General features: G+C 71.5%; 23 protein-coding genes and 1 tRNA gene. 15 read left to right on the top strand and 9 right to left on the bottom strand.

Annotated elements, in window-relative coordinates:
• The first annotated feature begins 1 nt into the window (after nt 1).
• A complete protein-coding gene (locus N912_RS63600; RefSeq protein ID WP_156993814.1) occupies nt 2-148 on the top strand; it encodes a hypothetical protein in 147 nt (48 codons plus the stop codon).
• On the top strand, nt 145-531 hold the full coding sequence (locus N912_RS53435; protein ID WP_084211058.1) for a CBS domain-containing protein: 387 nt from the start codon (nt 145-147) through the stop codon (nt 529-531). The genes N912_RS63600 and N912_RS53435 overlap by 4 nt, the downstream gene beginning before the upstream one ends.
• On the opposite strand, the gene N912_RS60535 is transcribed toward N912_RS53435, so the two are convergent.
• The 4 genes from N912_RS60535 to N912_RS0120695 all read right to left on the bottom strand — a co-directional run bounded on the left by N912_RS60535 (nt 532) and on the right by N912_RS0120695 (nt 3,222).
• The gene (locus tag N912_RS60535; RefSeq protein ID WP_051580519.1) at nt 532-1,212 is read right to left on the bottom strand and encodes a hypothetical protein; all 681 of its coding nucleotides are present in this window, start codon (nt 1,210-1,212) and stop codon (nt 532-534) included.
• A gap of 181 nt (nt 1,213-1,393) precedes the next feature.
• A complete protein-coding gene (locus N912_RS0120680) occupies nt 1,394-2,041 on the bottom strand; it encodes a response regulator (protein WP_028923898.1) in 648 nt (215 codons plus the stop codon).
• A gap of 97 nt (nt 2,042-2,138) precedes the next feature.
• A complete protein-coding gene (locus N912_RS53440; protein ID WP_051580520.1) occupies nt 2,139-2,675 on the bottom strand; it encodes a universal stress protein in 537 nt (178 codons plus the stop codon).
• Between the two features lie 112 nt (nt 2,676-2,787).
• Nucleotides 2,788-3,222, bottom strand: a complete 435-nt coding sequence (locus N912_RS0120695) for a universal stress protein (protein WP_028923899.1) — start codon at nt 3,220-3,222, stop codon at nt 2,788-2,790.
• A 214-nt stretch (nt 3,223-3,436) separates the two neighbouring features.
• Here N912_RS0120695 and N912_RS0120700 point away from each other — a divergent pair, with 214 nt between their 5' ends.
• Nucleotides 3,437-4,294, top strand: coding sequence for a universal stress protein (locus N912_RS0120700; RefSeq protein WP_028923900.1), 858 nt, complete (start codon nt 3,437-3,439; stop codon nt 4,292-4,294).
• Nucleotides 4,295-4,309: 15 nt separating this feature from the next.
• Here the strand turns inward: N912_RS0120700 and N912_RS0120705 are convergent, their stop codons facing one another.
• Complete coding sequence (locus N912_RS0120705) at nt 4,310-4,933, bottom strand: hypothetical protein (RefSeq protein WP_028923901.1); 624 nt, start codon at nt 4,931-4,933, stop codon at nt 4,310-4,312.
• A 337-nt stretch (nt 4,934-5,270) separates the two neighbouring features.
• On the opposite strand from N912_RS0120705, the gene N912_RS0120710 reads away from it, so the two are divergent.
• Complete coding sequence (locus N912_RS0120710) at nt 5,271-5,960, top strand: DUF6319 family protein (protein ID WP_156993816.1); 690 nt, start codon at nt 5,271-5,273, stop codon at nt 5,958-5,960.
• Here N912_RS0120710 and N912_RS0120715 read toward each other — a convergent pair.
• Nucleotides 5,950-6,987: a CobW family GTP-binding protein gene (locus N912_RS0120715; protein ID WP_051580521.1), complete on the bottom strand. Its 1,038-nt coding sequence runs from the start codon at nt 6,985-6,987 to the stop codon at nt 5,950-5,952. The genes N912_RS0120710 and N912_RS0120715 overlap by 11 nt on opposite strands.
• Before the next feature lie 225 nt (nt 6,988-7,212).
• Between N912_RS0120715 and N912_RS0120720 the strand changes: the two genes are divergently transcribed.
• From N912_RS0120720 to N912_RS0120755, 8 genes are all read left to right on the top strand, one after another.
• Nucleotides 7,213-7,410 carry a hypothetical protein gene (locus N912_RS0120720; protein ID WP_028923904.1) on the top strand — a complete coding sequence of 66 codons (198 nt, stop codon included), beginning with the start codon at nt 7,213-7,215 and terminating at the stop codon, nt 7,408-7,410.
• A gap of 71 nt (nt 7,411-7,481) precedes the next feature.
• Nucleotides 7,482-7,555, top strand: a tRNA-Gly gene (locus N912_RS0120725).
• 137 nt (nt 7,556-7,692) lie between these two features.
• Nucleotides 7,693-8,781: a sensor histidine kinase gene (locus N912_RS0120730; RefSeq protein ID WP_028923905.1), complete on the top strand. Its 1,089-nt coding sequence runs from the start codon at nt 7,693-7,695 to the stop codon at nt 8,779-8,781.
• The gene (locus N912_RS0120735; protein WP_028923906.1) at nt 8,778-9,602 is read left to right on the top strand and encodes a LytR/AlgR family response regulator transcription factor; all 825 of its coding nucleotides are present in this window, start codon (nt 8,778-8,780) and stop codon (nt 9,600-9,602) included. The genes N912_RS0120730 and N912_RS0120735 overlap by 4 nt, the downstream gene beginning before the upstream one ends.
• Nucleotides 9,599-9,967 carry a hypothetical protein gene (locus N912_RS0120740; RefSeq protein WP_028923907.1) on the top strand — a complete coding sequence of 123 codons (369 nt, stop codon included), beginning with the start codon at nt 9,599-9,601 and terminating at the stop codon, nt 9,965-9,967. Before N912_RS0120735 ends, N912_RS0120740 begins: the two co-directional genes overlap by 4 nt.
• Nucleotides 9,964-11,652, top strand: coding sequence for a sodium/solute symporter (locus tag N912_RS53445; RefSeq protein ID WP_051580523.1), 1,689 nt, complete (start codon nt 9,964-9,966; stop codon nt 11,650-11,652). The genes N912_RS0120740 and N912_RS53445 overlap by 4 nt, the downstream gene beginning before the upstream one ends.
• A gap of 152 nt (nt 11,653-11,804) precedes the next feature.
• Nucleotides 11,805-12,146, top strand: coding sequence for a DUF485 domain-containing protein (locus N912_RS0120750; RefSeq protein ID WP_051580640.1), 342 nt, complete (start codon nt 11,805-11,807; stop codon nt 12,144-12,146).
• A complete protein-coding gene (locus N912_RS0120755) occupies nt 12,143-13,786 on the top strand; it encodes a solute symporter family protein (RefSeq protein ID WP_028923909.1) in 1,644 nt (547 codons plus the stop codon). Before N912_RS0120750 ends, N912_RS0120755 begins: the two co-directional genes overlap by 4 nt.
• A 13-nt stretch (nt 13,787-13,799) precedes the next feature.
• Here the strand turns inward: N912_RS0120755 and N912_RS0120760 are convergent, their stop codons facing one another.
• From N912_RS0120760 to N912_RS0120770, 3 genes are all read right to left on the bottom strand, one after another.
• A complete protein-coding gene (locus tag N912_RS0120760) occupies nt 13,800-14,930 on the bottom strand; it encodes a methyltransferase domain-containing protein (protein WP_156993818.1) in 1,131 nt (376 codons plus the stop codon).
• A 149-nt stretch (nt 14,931-15,079) separates the two neighbouring features.
• Nucleotides 15,080-15,964 carry a phosphotransferase enzyme family protein gene (locus N912_RS0120765; protein ID WP_051580525.1) on the bottom strand — a complete coding sequence of 295 codons (885 nt, stop codon included), beginning with the start codon at nt 15,962-15,964 and terminating at the stop codon, nt 15,080-15,082.
• Nucleotides 15,961-17,277: an NsdA family TPR-like regulatory protein gene (locus tag N912_RS0120770; protein WP_028923912.1), complete on the bottom strand. Its 1,317-nt coding sequence runs from the start codon at nt 17,275-17,277 to the stop codon at nt 15,961-15,963. The genes N912_RS0120765 and N912_RS0120770 overlap by 4 nt, the downstream gene beginning before the upstream one ends.
• Before the next feature lie 333 nt (nt 17,278-17,610).
• On the opposite strand from N912_RS0120770, the gene N912_RS0120775 reads away from it, so the two are divergent.
• The 3 genes from N912_RS0120775 (at nt 17,611) to N912_RS63605 (ending at nt 19,011) form a co-directional block, all read left to right on the top strand.
• Entirely contained in the window at nt 17,611-17,913 is a 303-nt protein-coding gene (locus N912_RS0120775; RefSeq protein ID WP_156993820.1) for a hypothetical protein, read from the top strand.
• Between the two features lie 53 nt (nt 17,914-17,966).
• Complete coding sequence (locus tag N912_RS53450; RefSeq protein WP_156993822.1) at nt 17,967-18,164, top strand: helix-turn-helix domain-containing protein; 198 nt, start codon at nt 17,967-17,969, stop codon at nt 18,162-18,164.
• Between the two features lie 247 nt (nt 18,165-18,411).
• Complete coding sequence (locus N912_RS63605) at nt 18,412-19,011, top strand: hypothetical protein (protein WP_156993823.1); 600 nt, start codon at nt 18,412-18,414, stop codon at nt 19,009-19,011.
• Nucleotides 19,012-19,080 lie beyond the last annotated feature (69 nt).

A 19,080-nucleotide genomic window follows, 5' to 3' on the forward strand; every position in this document is an offset into this window, starting at 1 on the left:
GATGGCACAGGCGGCGTTGACGAAGACGGCGTTCGAGCGCCGGCCGGTCGGGTCCACCAGCCGCGGCCTGATCGGGTTCACCCCCTGCCCGGTCGCGGTCATCCCGGCCGCATACAGCCGCCAGATGAGCGAGGAGACACGGCGATGACGGCAGGGACGACACAACAGGTGGGTGAGCTGATGAGCGCCAGGGTGTTCACCACCCACCCCCGGTGCGAGGCGGCGGATGCCGCGCTGGTGATCGGGCTGAGCGATGTCGGCGCGCTGCCGGTGCTCGACGACGGCCGGCTGGTGGGGATGTTCACCGAGGCGGACCTGCTGCGCCGCCAGCGCGCGACCGGCCGGTCGGACCTGCTCGTCGAGGACGTGATGGTTCCGGTCGCGCTGGTCGCGACCCCGGACGGCGACCCCGCCGAGCTGGCCGAGGCCATGCGTCGCCGTCAGGTCCGAACGGTGCCGGTGGTCGACAACGGCCGGCTGGTCGGCGTCATCACCGGCAACGACCTACCCGCGCGGGCGCGCCCGGCCTGATCACGCCGGGCTCGTGGGAACGAACAGGATCGCGTTCGGCCAGAAGTGCAGCGCGCTGCTCGCGACCAGCCCCACCCCGCCGTCGCGGGCGGCGACCGGCATGCCGAGCACCAGCAGCCCGGCCGGGTCGAACACCCCGGACCCCTGGCTGACCAACTCGTGCGGCCAGGCCCGTTCCAGCCGCCGCGCCACCGCCAGCCCGGGAACCTGAGCGGCGACCCGCCGCGCGGCGGTGTCGAGCAGCCACCGGCCCCGGGAGAGCGCGGCGCCCAGGCCCACACTGCGCTCGGCGAACGAGGGCGGCACTCCGTGGGCGAGCACCAGGCCGGTACCCAGGTGCGCGGCGGCATCGGCCGCGGCGGCCAGCACCTCGGCGTCCTTCGGGAGGTCACCGATCGCGACGGTCACGCCGGCCGGTCGCGGCGGGTGGTCGGGCGACGGCCGCGGCAGCAGGATCTCGTGACCGGCCAGCTCGGCCACGGCCCTGGGCAGGCCGCTGGGCGCGCCGTGGGGCGGGCGGGTCGAGGTCTGCCGCAGCGACGGCCGGCCGCCGTGGTCACGGCACCAGTCCAGGACCCACTCGGGCGGGACGGGGTCCGCGAGGAACACGACCACCCGCCGCCCGGCACGTCGCTCGGCGTCCGGCGCGACGGGCTGGGCCGTGACGAGCACGTCAGCCATGGTGGCTCACCTCCTAGGACGCAATCGTCGAGCCCGGCGCTGGCCCCCGGCAGGGTCGAACGTCTTGGCATCGGGTGGCCGGGGTCGTCGGTTCGCCCTCCGCCGTCCCCTCGCCCCCGGCCGTCGAGCTGATCGCCGGCGGCGGATCGGCCGGCGTGGCGCCGGTCGACGCCGCGACCAGCTAGCCCGTCCGGCGCTGGTGGTCGCGGAGCTCGGTGGCGAGCACCGCGACCTGGGTGCGCCGTTCCATGCCGAGCTTGCCGAGCAGCCGGGACACGTAGTTCTTGACCGTCTTCTCCGCCAGGTACATGCGCTGCGCGATCTGCCGGTTGGTCAGGCCCTCGCCGATCAGCTCCAGCAGCGTGCGCTCCCGGTCGGTGAGCCCGGACAGCGGACCCGGCTTCTCCACGCTGGCCCGCAGCCGGGACATCAGCGCGGCGGCCGCCCGGTTGTCCAACAACGACCGGCCGGAGCCGACCGTACGCACCGCCGAGACCAGCTCCATGCCCTTGATGTCCTTGATCACGTAACCGCCGGCGCCGGCCAGGATGGCATCCATCATGGCCTGCTCGTCGGTGAACGAGGTCAACATCAGGCAGTTCAGCCCGGGCAACCTGGAACGCAGCTCGCGGCACAGCTCCACGCCGTTGCCGTCGGGCAGCCGCACGTCCAGCACCACCACGTCCGGGCGCAACGCCGGGATGCGGGCCAGCGCCTCGGACACCGACGACGCCTGCCCGACGATCGTCAGGTCGGCTTCGGCGTCGAGCAGGTCGGCAACGCCGCGGCGCACCACCTCGTGATCGTCGACCAAGAAGACGTTCAGCACTTCTCGACACCCCTTCCGAGCGGGACCTCGGGCTCAGGGTACGACCGCCGGCCCGCACCGGACGAAGTCGAACGACCGGTGATCGGAAGGACCAAAGTCACCGATTCCGGGCGGCGGGAGCGTCGGCGGGGACGATCACCACCGGGACCTCGGAGTGCAGCGCGCAGTGCAGCCCGACCGGGCCGAGCAGCGCCTTGGCCAGCCCGCACCGGCTCCGGCGACCGATCACCACCAGGTCCGCGTCGCGGGCGGCCGCCAGCAGGACCCCCGCCGCCGGCCCGGCCAGCACCCGGATCTCCACCGGCACGCTCGCCAGCCGAGGGTCCGCCCCGGCCAGCCCGGTGGCCATCCGCCACGCCCGCGCACCCAGCTCGACGGACGGGCCGACGAGGCTCGGCGACGCGTCCGCGCCACCACCCTGGCCCGTCGATCGCCGTTCGGACGGGTCGTACGCCCACACCAGCCGCACTCCGGCGCCTCGCCGCGACGCCTCGGCCATCGCGTAGCGCAGCGCGTTGCGGGACGGGGCCGAACCGTCGATCCCGACCACTACCACCCCCGGCCGCCGGTCCGGGGCGCCGGCGTTCTCGCCGGCGCCGGACGCGACCTCGACCCCGGGCCAGGAGAGGCTCATCCCGATCGCCCTGACCACAACGGCTCCACCCGCTCCCACTCCAGGTCCAGGCCCGACTCGATGAGCAGCCACGGCGATGCCGGCAGCAACCGGCCGGCCACCACCATCCCGGCTACCGGACCACGGTCACCGTGCACGGCGCGTGCAGCACGCACGCCAGCCCGACCGAGCCCAGCAGCATGCTGCTGAACCCACCCCGCCCGCGATGGCCCACCACCAACAGGCCGGCATCGTCAGCGGCATCGACCAACACCTTCGCCGCCGCCCCCGCCGTGACGAACACCTCCACCTTCGGCGCCGCCGGATCCCCGGCCAGCAGCCGGTCCACCTCCGCCTGGGTCTGCTCACGGGCGTTCTCCGCGATCTCCTCCGGCGTGACCCCGATCGCCGGCCCCGCCGGCAGCGCCCAGTAGCTCGGCAGCTCGTACGCGGTGACCACACGCAACAGCGCCGAACGCCGCCGCGCCTCCTCCACCGCGACCCTCAGCGCCGCCAGCGAACCCTCGGAGCCGTCCACCCCGACCACGACCGTCCCGTTGTTGCTCATGCCGTCTCCCTGAAGTCTCGTCCGGTCTCGCGCCACGGTTCCGCGCCGAGGCCACGGCGACCAGCCACCAAAGCCCCCAGGCCCGGGGTATTCCGACCTTTTCTGGCGACGGTCGGGCCCATGGCGGCTCGGGTAGGGACGGTCGGCCCTACCGGCGGCACGTCCTCGGGGGCAGGTTGGGCGCCACACGGACACCCGAGTGAGGAGCAGCGAGATGAGCGTGCCACCAGAGGCGGTTGTTGCCGGCGTCGACGCTTCCTCGGACAGCGCCCGGGGGCTCGCCCGGGCGGCCGAGGAGGCCAGGGCTCGCGGGGTGCCGCTGCACGTGGTGCACGCGCTGCCCCCGATCTACACCGAGATGCCCCTGGCCCCGGCCGACGAGCGGGCGTTGTGGGACTCCGCGAAGGAGGTCGTGGACGCGGCGCTGGCGGCGCTCGACCCGAGGCCGGCCGTGCCGGTCACGTCCGAGGTGGTCAACGACCTGCCGGCGAAGGTGCTCATCGGCGCCAGCCGGCAGGCCTCGCTGGTCGTGCTCGGCGCGCGCGGGCACACCGCCCTCTCCGGGCTGTTGCTCGGCTCGGTGAGCCAGCAGGTGTGCTCGCACGCGCACTGCCCGGTCGTGGTGGCCCGCGAGACGGCCGATCCGAACGCGCGGCGGATCGTGGTCGGGGTGGACGGGTCGGCCGGCGCCGACCTCGCGCTGGGCTACGCCATGCAGGTCGCCGCGCGCGACCAGGTGCCGGTGACCGCGGTGTTCGGCTGGCGCGACCACGACGGCCGGACCACCGGCACCGGGGCCCCGGCCTGGACGCACACCGCCGAGCGGATCGCCGCCGCCGAGCGGCTGCTGGAGCGGGCGACCGAGGCCTGGGCGTCGAAGTATCCGGACGTGGCTGTCACCCGCGAGGCGATCCCGGTGGCGGCGTCCCGGATCCTGGCCGACGCCTCCGAACACGCGGCCATGGTCGTGGTCGGCACCAGGGGACGAGGCGGGTTCGCCGGGCTGTTGCTGGGCTCGGTCAGCCACTCCGTGCTGCACCACGCCCGCTGTCCGGTCGCCGTCGTGCGCTAGCAGCGCGCCCTCGGGCTACGCCTCCGGATCGGGTCGCAACCTGTCGTAGCGCCGGTTGAGGGCGCGGTCCTTGTTGAGCGGGGAATGCGCCTCGTCCGGTTCGGCATTGCTGGCGATGCCGACCGAGTTGAGCAGGCTCATCATGTCGACCAGGCGCGAGATGCGGACGTCGTTGTACTCGGTGGGGCGGCGATCGTCGGCGAGGGTCAGCTCGATGGCCCGGTCCATCCAGGGCACCTCGCTGTAGAGGCCGGCGCTCTGAGCGGCGCTCACCATGCTGTACCTGATCAATCCCGGTTGTTTGCCGCGAAGCTGTCCGATGGTGTGCTCGCTGAGCGGGAACAGCCTCCGGTGTGTACGCAGGTAGGACAGTTCCAGGGCGCGGGCGTGGCCGTACGTGCAGTACCGGCAGCCGTTGACCAGGGAGATGACGGTGCACAGCAGGTGGGTGCGGACCGGCCCGTAGAGCTTGAGCGTGCGCTGGTACCTGGGCATGTGGACCACGAACCAGACCAGCGCTCGGACCGGCCCGAGCTGGATGACGATGGCCGCCATGAGACGTGGGCGGAACCCCCACAGGTACATGCCCAGGCGCTCCAGCACGACCGTGGCACCGCGCTTGAGCGCGCTGGACGCCATGACAATCTCCCGGATTGAGAAATTCGATCATAACGGCCACCCAATTTGTGTGAACTATAGGTCCCTCATTTCACGCTGAGTCACCCCTCTTGGTACCCCGCATGTCAACGGCCCGCCGTTGAATTAGGCGCGAACAGGTGTTTCACCGGAGATCGGTGAGGTTATCGCCAACAACTGCCAACAGCGCTCCGCCAACGTGGATCACCGCTTGCGCTGCGTGATCGAATTCGAACACAAAGGACCGGCAATAGTTGCAGGCTCTAACTAACAATATGGAGACTCCGCCGCACACCTACCTGGGCGGCCGCGCACCCCGCACCGTGTGCTACACCCCAACATGCTGCGCGGCGCCGAGGGAAGGAAACCGATGGTCGAGCCGAGAACGCTGTCTGAGCAGGATCTGGCGGAGGTGCGCGCGGAGCTGTCCGCCGGCAAGCCGTCGACCGTGTGGTTCACCCCGGCGTCCGTCGGCGTCCCGACCGGGGGCTCGGCCAAGGTGGTGTCCCTCGGTGATGCGCCCGTGGGCGAGTTCATCCAGGTCAGGCCCGCGGGTTCGCGCGACACCATGTTCTGCTCGCCCGGCGAGCTGACCAGGACACGGCCGCCACGCAAACGAAAACCCCAACCTCCCGAACCGGCCGAGACGCCGACCAGCCCGCCGGCACCGTCGCCGCCCCGGACACCGACCGCGGACAAGGCCCCGCCCTCGGCACCGGCACCGGCACCGGCACCGGCGGCGGCCAAGAGCCCGGATCGTCGACGCCCCTCCGGAGTCACCGTCACCCTGACCGGCTCGGCCGAGGGTGAATGGACCGTCGAGGTGACGATCGGCAGAAAGCGCGCGGTGCGGCCCACCCCGGTGCAGCCGGCCGACATCGCGCAAGCGGCCCGCTCGCTGCCGACCGCGGTGACCGACGCCATCGAGGCATCGCTGGACGCCGCCCGCCAGCGCCAGGTCGAACGCGTCGAGCAGCTCCGCGTCGAGCTCGAAGCCGCACAACGCGCACTGGAAGAACTCAGCGGCTGACGCTCTCGGGTACGGGCGGCTCGAACGTGTGCCGGTGGACCGCGAACATCGCGTCGGGATCGGCGGGTTCGTCCCGCTCGCAGGCGCCCAGCGCGGCCAGCAGCGCATCACGGTCCATCCCGCACCCGATCACCACCAGGCTCGTGCCACGCGCCTGCCCCGGATCCCATCGAGACCGGGAGAACCGCAGGTGCTGCCCGACGGCGTGCAGCAGGTACCGCTGTCGGTGACCGTTCACCCCGAAGTGGACGAAGCCCTTGAGCCGGTAGGCGGTCGCCGGCCGGCGCTGCAGGAACTCGACGAGGCGACCGGGGTCGATCGGCCGGTCGGTGACGAACTCGATCGCCTCGTAGACGGCGTGCAGGTGACCCTCGTGATCACCGTGGTGCTCGTCGGACAGGGCCTGGCCGAGCATCAGCTGCCGGCCGGGAACCACATCGACGTCGAACAGGATCCTCGGCTCCACCGCGGCGTGCCGGGCGGCCAGCACGGGCGCCCGCTCGTTGAGCGAGCGGCACGCCTCGAGCACCCGCGACAGCCCGGCGGCGTCCACCCGGTCGGCCTTGTTGACGACCACCAGGTCCGCCAGCCGCACGTGCCGCTCCAGCGCGGGATGCCGGCTCCGGACCGACTCGAACTCCACCGCGTCCACGACCTCGACCAGCCCGCCGAAGCTCGTGTGCGGACTCCCCGCGTCGAGAACGAGGCGGACCAGGGCACCTGGCTCGGCGATCCCGCTCGCCTCGATGACGATCACGTCGATGTCCGACCCCGGCCGCGCGAGCTGATCGAGCAGCGGCCGGACGCCGGCCTCGTCGGCGACGCAGCACAGGCAGCCGTTGCCGACCGGGACCACTCCCTCGGCGCTGCCGCCGACCAGCATCGCGTCGACGGGGATCGAGCCGAAGTCGTAGACGATCGCCCCGATGCGCGCGTCCAGGCTGCGCGAGAGCAGGTGGTTGAGCAGCGTCGTCTTCCCCGAGCCGAGGAAACCGGCCAGTACGAGCACGGGGACCGGGCGCGGCACGCCCCCAACCATATCGGCGGCGCCGGGGTCACTCCCGGCGAGCCGAGCGGAGGGAAACGAGATGCAACCCGTCTACGTGCTGGACTCGGCGAACGGGCACGTCGTGGCGCGCGGCGCCCGTACTTCACCGCCGGCGGGGACTACGACCTCCGGTCGAACAGGTACACGAACGGTGAGCTGGTCATCGTCGAGCTCGGCGAACTGACCTGAGCGGAGGAGGACGTCATGCTCAGTGAGCGGGAGCGCCACATCTTCGGCGAGATCCAGCGGCGGCTCGTCGCCGAGGACCGGCGAGGCCACGACGTGGTGATCGTGTTGGTCGGGGTGGTCACGGCGGCGTGCCTGGCGGTGGTGAGCGCGATCGTGGTGGCGGCCGCGCTGGTGCTCTCCTGGTTCGCCAGAGATCGGCACCGCGAGGAGTGATCGGGCGGCAACTGTAGACTCGTCGAAACCGAGCGCGGTGGGTCGAAACCAACCGTGTGAGGTTTGGCCATAGGGGCGTAGCTCAACTGGTAGAGCAGCTGGTTTCCACGCCGGTCGGTGCCGTGTTCGAGTCCGGCCGCCCCTGCTGTGACGTGCCCGCGCATCCCTGTGCCGGCGGGCCGCCGGCCGCCGACTCCGGTGTCGGCGGTTCGGCGTCCTTACCGAGATTCGCGGGATGGGCGACGATGGTGGCCTCAGGTTGCCGTGTCACTCGGAGGCGTCATGGTTGCGGCACCCGGATCCGGCCGTTGGTGGCGTGGTGCGCGCGCCCGGTTCGGGCCGGACGCGATGGCCACCGTCGCGGAGGGCAGGCGGGTGGCCGCCGCCGTGCGGTCCGGCCTGGACGGGCCGGGGGCGATCGCGGCGGCCCGGCGGCTGCGCCGGTTGCTCGGCGCGGACGCCGTCGGGCTCGCGGGGCTGGACGGTGCCCTCCTGTGGTCCGGCGACCCCGCCGACCCGGAGGCGGCGACCGAGCTGGTGGGACGGGCGTTGCGCACGGACTCCCGGGCCGGCCGGGGCGGGCGGCTGGTGGCCCCGCTGGTGGCACTGCCGCTGCACGCCCGCGACGAGCTGGTCGGCGCGCTGGTCGTCGAGGGCGAGGTGGCCACCTCGGCGGTCAGGGAGGCGGCGGCCCTGCTCAGCGAGGCGTTGGACCGGGCCCGGCTGGAGGCGTCGTCGGAGGTCGCGGAGCAGGCCGAGCTGCGGGCGCTGCGCGCGGAGATATCCCCGCACTTCGTCTACAACAGCCTCACCGCGATCGCCTCGTTCGTCGGCTCCGACCCCGAGCGCGCCCGCGACCTGATGCTCGACTTCGCCGCGTACGCCCGGCACAGCCTGGCCCGCCACGGCGACTACACCACCGTCGCGGGCGAGTTCCAGGCGATCGAGGCCTACCTCGCGCTGGCCCGCGCCGTGCTCGGCGACCGGCTGCGGGTGCAGGTGCGGATCGCGCCGGAGATCCTGCCGGTCGCGGTGCCGTACCTGGCGCTGCAGCCGCTGGTCGAGAATGCCGTGCGGCACGGTGTCGAGCTGACCAGCGCGGGCGGGCTGGTCCAGGTGGCCGGGCAGGCCGAAGGGAGCGAGTGTGTGATCACCGTCGAGGACGACGGACCCGGCATGGACCCCGAGTACGCCGCGGACGTGCTGGCCGGGCGGGGCAAGCCCGGCAGCATGGGCCTGATGAACGTCGACCGCAGGCTGCGCACCGTGTTCGGCCCCGGCTACGGCGTCGTGATCGAGACCGCCGACGGCGCCGGCACCAGGGTCGTGGTGCGGCTGCCCCGGTTCCAGCCGGGCGTGGTCGCGCAGTGAGCACCCGGGCGTCGGACGGGTTGCGGGTGCTCGCGGTGGACGACGTCGCCCCGGCGCTGGACGAGCTGCGCCGGCTGCTGCTGGAGTCGCCCGACGTCGCCGACGTGGCGACCGCCGCGGACGCGCTCACGGCGCTGCGGCTGATCCAGGCCGGGCCGTTCGACGCCGTGTTCCTCGACATCTCGATGCCGGCGATGGACGGGATGGAGCTCGCCTCGCTGCTGGCCCGCATGACCGACCCGCCGGTGGTCGTGTTCGTCACCGCGTTCGAGAAGCACGCCGCGTCCGCGTACGGCATCGGCGCCGTCGACTACCTGCTCAAACCGGTGGGCAGCGAGCGGCTGCGCGGCGCGCTGGACAAGGTCAGGCGCTTCCTCGCGGCGGACGCCGGCGCCGCTACGGCACCGGTGGCGGCGGAGGTCGACGCGCTGGCCGCCGTGCCGGTCGAGCTGGCCGGGCGCACCCGGTTCGTCCGGCGCGACGACGTGCGGTTCGCCGAGGCGCAGGGCGACTACGTGCGCCTGCACACCCCGTCGGGCGCGCACCTGGTCCGGATCCCGATCTCCCGGCTGGAGGAGCACTGGCGGCCCGCCGGGTTCGCCCGGGTGCACCGCAGCTACCTGCTGGCGGTGCCCGCCGTGCGCGAGCTGCGCAGCGACGTCACCGGCGGGCTGCTGGCGCACACCGACGTGGGCGACGTGCCGGTGAGCCGCCGGCACGCCCGCGAGCTGCGGGAGCTGCTGCTCGACGCCGCGACCAGGGGCGAGTTCGACACCTCCGCCCGGCCGGAACCCCCGCCGTCCAGGGGCGAGCGCCGGTGACCCGCCAGCGCAGGGTCACGGTGGCCAGCCCGCAGACCCGGCTCGCGATGGCTCGCCGCCGCACCGGCGTGCGCGCCGAACCGCCGCACCTCGCCCCCTCCGACCTGGAACGAGCCCGCCGCGTGCACCGCGCGCAGCTGCGGTACGCGGTGCTGGCGGTCGGGCTGCTCGCCGCCCTGATCATCGGCATCCCGATCGTGCTGTTCGCGTTCCCGCACCTCGACGCCGTCCGGCTGGCCGGCGTTCCGGTGTCCTGGCTCGCCGTCGGCCTGCTGCCCTACCCGGCGCTGGTGCTGCTCGCGCGCTGGCAGCTGCGCAGCGCCGAGCGCACCGAGCGCGGCGGACCGGCCAAGAGGCGAGCGTGATCGGCGCCGCGATCGTCCTGGTGGTGGTGGTCACGCTGCTGATCGGGGCGCGCGGGGTCGCCGCGATCCGCAGCACGTCGGACTTCCTGGTCGCGTCGCGGCGGATCTCGCCGACGCTGAACGCCGCCGCCGTGTCCGGGGAGTACCTGTCGGCGGCGTCGTTCCTCGGCGTGGCCGGGCTGATGGTCAAGGACGGCGTCGGGGCGCTCTGGTACGGGGTGGGCTTCACCGCCGGGTACATCGCGATGCTCGCGCTGGTGGCCGCGCCGATGCGCCGGACCGGCGCGCTCACCGTGCCCGACTTCGCCGAGGCGCGGCTGGGCTCGCCCGGGCTGCGCAAGCTCTCCGGCGCCGTGGTGCTGGTGATCGCCACGCTGTACCTGGTGCCGCAGTTCAAGGCGGCCGGGCTGGTGCTCACGGTGGTCAGCGGCACGCCGTACTGGGTTGGGGTGGTCGTCGCGGGCGCGGCGGTGAGCATCACCCTCGCGCTGGGCGGCATGCGCGCCGCCACCTACGTGCAGGCGTTCCAGTTCGGGCTCAAGCTGCTGCTGTTCATCGTCCCGGCGATCTGGCTGGTCCTGCAGGTCGGCGCGGACACCCGGGCCGAGGCGCTGCACCCCGTCGAGTTCACCCGGTTCGAACGCGTGACGCCCGTGCAGTTCCGCCACGACGTCCGGCTGACGATCACCGAGCCGACGGCGGCCAGCACCGCGCCGGGCCGCCCCGTCGAGGTGCTCCCGCCCGGTCGCTACGACGTCGAGGACGGCAGCGTCTGGACCTTCCAGGCGGGCGCCGCCGTGCCGGAGCTGGCCGGGGCGCCGCCGCCGGGTGGCGCGGGCTGGGCGCGCCCGCTGCTGGACCCGAACGGCGCCGGCCACCCGCTGCTCGCGACGCTGTCGGTGCTGGTGGCGACCGTGCTCGGCACCATGGGGCTGCCGCACATCATCGTGCGGTTCCACACCAGCCCGGACGGTCGCGCTGCCCGCCGGACGGCGGCGATCACGGTGCTGCTGCTGAGCGTGTTCTACCTGTTCCCGGGGGTCTACGGCGCGCTGGGCGCGGTGTTGCTGCCCGAGCTGTACCTGACCGGCGGCACCGACACGGTCGTCGTCGCGCTGCCGTCGCGGGTGGACACCGGGTGGGCCGGCTCGCTGTTCACCGCGATGCTCTCCGCCGGCGCGTTCGCCGCGTTCCTGGCCACCTCGCTGGGCCTGCTGCTCGCCCTGTCCGGCGCGGTGTCGCACGACCTGCTGCCCGGGGCCACCGTGCGGCGGCTGCGGCTCACCACGCTGGCCACCGCGCTGTGCGTGGTGGCGCTCGCGCTGCCGTCGGTGTACCTGGACGTCGGCGTGCTCGTGACGTCCGCGTTCACGGTGGCCGCCTCGACGTTCTGTCCGCTGCTCGTGCTCGGGATCTGGTGGCCCCGGCTGACCGCGCGCGGCGCCGTGGTCGGGATGGTGGTGGGGCTGCTCGCGTCGGCGGGGGTGATCGGGACGGGCTTCGCGCTGGCCGTCCCGCCAGGGCTCGCGGCGATCCTGCTCGGCCAGCCCGCGCTGGTGTCGGTGCCGCTGGCGTTCCTGACGATGGTGCTGGTGTCGCTGCGCGGCAGGCCACCGGCGTGGGCGAACGCCGCCATGCTGCGGCTGCACCTGGACGAGACCGAGCGCTCCGCCGACGCCCGCTGAGTTCCGCGTGGGCCGCGACCGTTCGTCGGCATTTCGGACCGTTCGTCGGCCGTTGGTCGCGCCACCCGACGACGTGTCGCGCGCCACTTCCCCCGACGCCCCGTGAACGTTTTCCTGTCCCTCCGGTAGCTGGGCCGGTCGTGCAGGGAGGCATCGTGGGTACCGAGTCGTCACCACCGACGGACGTGCGCGACTGGGAGGCCGCCCAGGCGGAGCCCGAGTTCCAGGAGCTGCGGCGCCGGCTGCGCGGCTTCGTCTTCCCGGTGACCGCGCTGTTCCTCGTCTGGTACCTGCTCTACGTGCTGCTCAGCAGCTACGCCCCCGGGCTCATGGCGATCAAGCTGTTCGGCAACGTGAACGTCGGGCTGGTGTTCGGGCTGCTGCAGTTCGTGTCCACGTTCGGGATCACCGCCTGGTACGTCCACTACGCCAACCGGCGGCTCGACCCGCTGGCCGGCTCCATCCGTGACCGGCTCGAGGGGGAACGGGCATGACGCTCTCGCAGGGCGTGCAGGGCAGCAACCCGCTGCTCAACATCGCGATCTTCGGCGTCTTCGTCGTCATCACGCTGGCCATCGTGGTCCGGGTCAGCCGCCGCGCGAACCGGGGCGCCTCCGACTTCTACACCGCGGGCGCGGCGTTCTCCGGCCCACAGAACGGCATCGCCATCTCCGGGGACTACCTCTCGGCGGCGTCGTTCCTCGGCATCGCCGGCGCGATCGCCCTCAACGGCTACGACGGCTTCCTCTACTCGGTGGGCTTCCTGGTCGCATGGTTGGTGGCGCTGCTGCTGGTCGCGGAGCTGCTGCGCAACACCGGCCGCTACACCATGGGCGACGTGCTGGCGTTCCGGATGCGCCAGCGCCCGGTCCGCGCGGCCGCCGCCACCTCGACGCTGGCCGTGTCGTTCTTCTACCTGCTCGCCCAGATGGCCGGCGCCGGCGGCCTCATCGCACTGCTGCTGAACGTCACCAGCAAGTCCGGCCAGGCCGTGGTCATCGCGATCGTCGGCGTGGTGATGATCGCCTACGTGCTGATCGGCGGGATGCGCGGCACCAGCTGGGTGCAGATCATCAAGGCCGTGCTGCTGGTCGTCGGCGCCGGCGTCATGACGCTGTGGGTGCTCGGCCTGAGCGGGTTCAACCTCTCGGCGCTCCTCGGCGAGGCGGTCCAGCGCGGAGGCCAGGCCGGCGAGGCGCTGCTCAGCCCCGGCAAGCAGTACGGCAAGAGCGGCCTCACCAAGATCGACTTCGTGTCGCTGGCGCTGGCGCTGGTGCTCGGCACGGCGGGGCTGCCGCACATCCTGATGCGTTTCTACACGGTGCCCACCGCCAAGGAGGCCCGCCGCTCGGTGGTCTGGGCGATCTGGCTGATCGGCCTGTTCTACCTGTTCACCCTCGTGCTCGGGTACGGGGCCGGCGCGATCGTCGGCCCCGACGCGATCAAGAAGGCGCCCGGGGCGGCGAACTCGGCGGCCCCGCTGCTCGCCTACGCGCTCGGCGGCACGGTGCTGCTCGGGATCATCGCGGCGGTGGCGTTCGCGACCATCCTGGCCGTGGTCGCCGGGCTCACCATCACCGCGTCGGCGTCGTTCGCGCACGACATCTACGCCAACGTCATCAAGCGCGGCAAGGTCGACGGCAAGCAGGAGGAGGTCAAGGTCGCCCGGATCACCGCGATGGTGATCGGCGTCATCGCCATCCTGGGCGGCATCCTGGCCAACGGGCAGAACATCGCCTTCCTGGTCGCGCTGGCCTTCGCGGTGGCCGCCTCGGCGAACCTGCCGACGATCCTCTACTCCCTGTTCTGGAAACGGTTCAACACCGCCGGCGCGCTGTGGAGCATCTACGGCGGCCTCGGCGTCACCGTGCTGCTGATCATCTTCTCGCCGGTGGTGTCCGGCAAGCCCGTGGACCCGTCCACCGGCCGCAGCCCGTCCATGCTCCAGGGTGTCGACTTCAGCTGGTTCCCGCTGGACAACCCCGGCCTCGTCTCGATCCCGGTGTCCTTCCTGCTCGGCTACCTCGGCACGGTGCTCAGCAAGGACACCGGCGACCCGGCCAAGTACGCCGAGATGGAAGTCAGATCCCTGACCGGCGCCCACACCGAACATTCCGTAGCGCACCAACACTGAGCTGGATTCCGGTTTAGAGCTGTAGCTCGATTCGTTGGCCGTCCGGGCCGACCGTTACCAGCCAGTCGGTGACGGTCGGTTCGCCGCTCTCCAGCCACCATCGGTAGGCACCGGTCACGTCGTCCCATAGCTGGCGCGGTCCGGCCTGCTCGACCGGGTAAGGCGGGTGTGTCCGCAGCTCCAGCGATGCCCACGAGCGTGTGTCCGGTGCGTACAGCCAGAGCTTGCCGAGGTCACCCGTGGTCTGCCACGACCACCAGATGCCGGTGACGCGCAGTCCGATCGCGGTCGCGGCGTCCCGGTTGCCGGCGACGCGGTGCGGATGAAGGTCGGTGGTCGACTTCGCGATGGCTGGCGCGGTGAAGTCCGCGCCGTTGACCCTCGGTTCCCTCGCGGCGCGCAGCGTCATGAAGGAGGCGGGGCCGGCGAGACGTCCGGACGCGGTCCCGTCGTCGTGGCGGGTCAACACGACGACACCGGGTGAGTGGTAGCTGTTGGTCAGGGGCACGACGATCCGTCCGCCGGGCGTGGTCTGGTCCACCCACGGGTAGGGCACGGTAGTCACGCCGACGGTGCTGATCGCCCGGTCGTAGGGTGCACCGTCGGGCCAGCCGAGCGCGCCGTCACCCACGATCGTGGTGACAGCGCCGTAGCCGGTGGCGTCGAGCGCTGCCCGTGCGTGGGCGGCCACGGTGGGGTCAATCTCGACCGTGGTCACGTTATCGGCGCCGACCGTGTGCGCGAGCAGCGCGGCGTTCCAGCCGGTGCCGGTGCCGATCTCCAGAACCCGCTGACCGGGTTGTGGGTCCAGCTCGGCGAGCATCCCCGCGACCACCGACGGTTGTGACGAGGAGGAGGTGACCTCGAAGCCGGTGCCGTCGGGGGCGGGGTGCCCGTCGTTCACCTGGGTGTTGATCGCTTCGTTCGAGTACACCAGCTCGAGCCAGCGCCCGGGATCGTCGGCCCGGCGTAGTGGCACGAGGTCATTGCCGGGCCGGCCGCGTTCGTGCAGGTAGATGACATCGGGGACGAACCGATGACGTGGGACCGTGTGCAGCGCGGCGGCCCAACGGTCCGTGATCTCGCCTTGGTCGCTGAGATCGTGTAGAAGCCGCCGCGACAGCACCTCAGGTTGGTCAGTCACTTCTTGCCGTGCTTACCCGGGTCTGGCTCCTTGGGTATGTTCGGCGCTTGTCCGTCCTTGCTCGGGTCGACTGGCGGTTTCGGCGGATCGTGCTTCCCCACGGCGGGCATCCTTCCTGTTGTGGTTACCTTCCCTGGCCACCGGCGCGGCTAGAGCGCCGGCGTCCACTTCCATGGGCGCGGGCCGTGCTCGCCGCGTAGGCATGCCGTGCGCAGGGCGGCCTCGGCGCGGGCCGGCGGGTGCTCGGCGGCGCGCTGGGCGGCGTAGCAGGCCATGCGTAGCTCGCGGATGTCGCGGAGCAGGTCGAAACCGCCCCAGGTCGTGACGTCGTGGCCGTAGCGGTCGGTGAAGTCGCGGTAGTCCCGCTCGGTGATCCAGCCGAACGAGGTGTGTTTGATCGCGGTCGACACGAGATCCCATTCCGGCGGCCCGACCGAACAACGTTCGAGATCAAGCAGCACCGTCTGCCCGTCGGCCGTGACCACGACGTTGCCGACCCAGGCATCCCCATGCACCACACAAGCCGGAAGCCCCGTAGGCCGGCACTGGTAGCAGTCGCGCAGGTCGGCGAGGTGCTCGCGCAGCCAGGTCCGATCGTCGTCGACCAGCGTCGCGGCGGCGTCGATGCGTTCGGCGAGCCGGACGAACGGGTCAAGCTCGGCGAAGCTGGGCGGCGGCGCCAGGTCGTGCAGCCGGCGCAGCGCCGCGGCCACCTCGGCGGGTGTGCCGTGCCGGTGCGGCGGGAGCTGCCGCCAGAACGTGACGGCCCGCCCCAAGATCTCCACGGGCTGGTCGATGTTGTCGAGCGGGGTGACGGCCGGGATCGCGTGTTCGGCGAGCCAGCGCGCCACCCGTACCTCTCGGCGCGCGGTCGCGGTGGCGCCAGGACGCGCGATACGGGCCACGATCTGACCGGACAGAGCAAAGATCGCGTTCTCGCCGAGGCGTACACACTCGGCCCCGGCGGGATCGATACCGACCTGTGCGCAGGCCTCGGCCAGCGTCCGGACGTGGCCGTCCAGATTGGTGTTCACGACTCCAGAACCACCGTCGTGATGCGGCGGCGCAGGTCGGCCACGTCCCCGATGTCGGTGTGACGGTTGGAGTAGCGGGCAAGCTCCCGGAGGTCGTCGGCGGCGCGGGACGACCGGACGACACTGGCGGCGTCGAGAGCGCGGTGACCGATCACGATCGCTTCCCTCGGGTCACCGGTTGCCATCGTGAGACTCGCCAGCTTGATGTGAGAGATCGTCCGCGATCGCGCGTAGGCGTTGGTGTGGCCGGCGACGGAGGCGGCCAGCCGGTCACGAGCCGGACCCGGCGACCGTCCCTGAACGGCGAGGTCGAACAGGGCGTGTCCGGTGTCGCCGGAATGCTGCGCGGCGTCGTAGTAGGCCATCCACGGCGGGTCGTTCGCCGGCCTGGCGTGGGTGAACGCCTCATCGGCACGCCCGACCGCGAGCAAGGCATCCCGTACCCGGCCCATCTTCGCCAGCGCACGGGCGTGCGCGGTGTGCAGCATCGCGCGCTCAGTGGCGGTGAGCCGGTCCGCCCGGACCAATGCGTATTCGGTCAACGTCAGGCCGTCGTCGGGCTGGCCGACCCACGTCGCTTGTCGCGCCATCGACGAGAGCACCTTCGCCCGTAGATGCCAGTCGCCGGCCTCCTCGGCGCACGCCAGCGCGAAGCGGAAGATGCGGCGGGCGTCGTCGTGGGCGAAGGCGTCGAACGCCATGAACGCGAACGTGTGCGCCAGGTACCCGACCGCAGAGAACAGCGGTGCCCGGTGCTGAGCGGCGTAGCGCGCCTGATCGAGAAGGCCTGCTGACCAGCGCAATTGTGCGAGCACGGCCTCCCGCGCCAGCCCTCCGCCGAATGTGTGGTCCCAGCTCGCGAACACTCTTGCGGCGGTGCGGATCTGCGCTACCTCCGTGGCTCCCACCCGGTCCGGTATCGGGGTCGGCTCGCTGCCGTCCAACAGGTCCAGGACCGGCGCCAGCGCCAGCCCTCCCGCGCCGAGCGCCGAGGCCCGCGCAAACGCCCTCCGGGTCACCTCGGAGACCTTGACCACGGCCCGACGCTTGTTGCTGAATCCCAACGCCACATCGCTGGGAGCGTTCAGCACCGCCCGCATTGCCTCGCGATACAACTTCCCCGGCCACCGGATGACGCCCCGTTCGAGCTTGCCGACATAGTTCGCGTCCATCTCCACGACCCTGCCGTGGTGGTGGAACACGTGAGCGTTCACCAACTCGGCCAGCTCATGTCGCGACAGACACTCGCCCGGCTGATCAGTCGAGTTCATCCGCTCCCGGGCCGCACGTAGCTGCCCATTGGCGTCAGCCACTCCGACCCCCCGTTGTGACCCGTGCTCATCGTGACACGCACACAACACCCGCGGCAGCCCAAACGGCAACCGGGACGATTGCAATCCTCCCCGAACTCTCCCCTTGACATCTGCGACCTTGGAAGCCTCGCGCGCCCGGCCAGCGACGAAGGTATCCGTCGTGATCAGCGAAGACACCCGATGCGGACCGAGCGGTCCCGGAAGCGGCGACCTGCTCATGGCCTGGATCAGCTTCTGGCGGGCGAAACGCCGGGGAACGCGGACAATGCGCGAGGCAAAGGCCCGACGCGCGGCACAGACCGCAGACGGCCAGCACCAGCCGAGGGCCGGCTCGTGAGGAGACGTCACGCGGTCTACGCCGTGCACGCCGTACGCCCCGAAATGATCTGCTCCACCGAGGTCATCTGGACCCTCCAGGACGACGCCGAAACCTACGCCCACGACCTGTCCACCGACCCCGGCGTCCTCGCCGGAGCGGTCACCGAGTTCGTCCTCAACACCCCCGGCGACCGGCACCCGACCGCGCTCTACGTGAACGGCCAACGGCAGGAGGTGCCGCACCTGTCCGACGACCGCAAGATCGCCGCGAACGGCTACATCCAACACCCAACCCAGCGACGGAACAGACGCCTGTGAACCGGCGGCTGTCCAAGGCGTTGACCACCGTGGCCCAGGGAGCGGACCGCGAGATGACCGCAGTCGACATCTGCCGCCGCGCCCACCTACCCCCAGGCGGGATCTACGACGTGCTGATGAAGGCCACCCGGTTCGGGCGGGTGACGAGCCGCTGGGAGCACGTCAACGAGGCGATCCGGCCTCGGAACCGCCTGTACCGGCTCACCCCGGACGGCAAGCAGCGCGCCGCCGAGATGAGCGCGCCCCCATAGATCCCCGTGTCAGACCGTGACGGGTGGAGCCCGGGAGTGACACCGCTTCCCTTCGGCTCCTTACCGGACGGCACGGGCAACACCCCGCCCCGGGAGGCGTCCGAGATCCCGACACCTCCCGGGGCTGGGTCCACCAATGAGACGGCGCTAACCCCAGCCTGTGACGGTACGAGGCATAGACTGCGCCCGATGCCGCCAGCAACGCGCACGCACACAGATGCCAGGCGCGAGCTATAGGCTTCCGACCATGAGCGACATGGACGATATTGGCGCACAGTGGCAGAAAGCCGAACGCGATGACACCTTGACGTGGTGGAACGCGCCGGACTTCCTCGCAGCGAAAAGGCGCCTGCTAGATCTCTTTGAGCTCGTCCCCTCCATAAAGCAGGAGAGCGGGCGGCGTGAGTGGTGGCGGATCGTAGCTGCGCTCGGTGATGCCAGGAACCGCGCAGGGGAAATGGATTCGGACGAGCTGCAACAGCTCATGCACAACCCGCCACCATCTGCAGATGAAGCTGTTGAACGGCTTGCATCGGCTGTAGTGCCGGTACTGGAGGACCGGACCTACGGGCGGCACATGCGGCACGCACTCAGAGAGGGAGCCGGAGAGCGCTTTGCGAGCCGGGAACGAGTCGAGGACGATCGTATCGCAGCTGTCGCGGAGTCACTGCTCCAAATGCTGTCATCCGAGCCGTTCCCCACGCTAATCATTCAGCTCGGGCATGCGAATGAGCCAGGGATACCAAGCCGGGCTTTTGGCAGAATGTGGCTGGACGACGCGACATCTTCTGCATGGACGGTAGTTCGAAGCTTCCACTCCGACGTAGCCAGATGGGGGCGCTACTGATCTTCCTGGCGGTCCAGAGACGCCGCTAAAATCTTCGCCGACAACTTCTCGGCGACATTCAATATTCGC

Source organism: Actinospineispora acaciae DSM 45401, assembly GCF_000620785.1.
In the GTDB taxonomy this organism is placed as follows: domain Bacteria; phylum Actinomycetota; class Actinomycetes; order Mycobacteriales; family Pseudonocardiaceae; genus Pseudonocardia; species Pseudonocardia acaciae.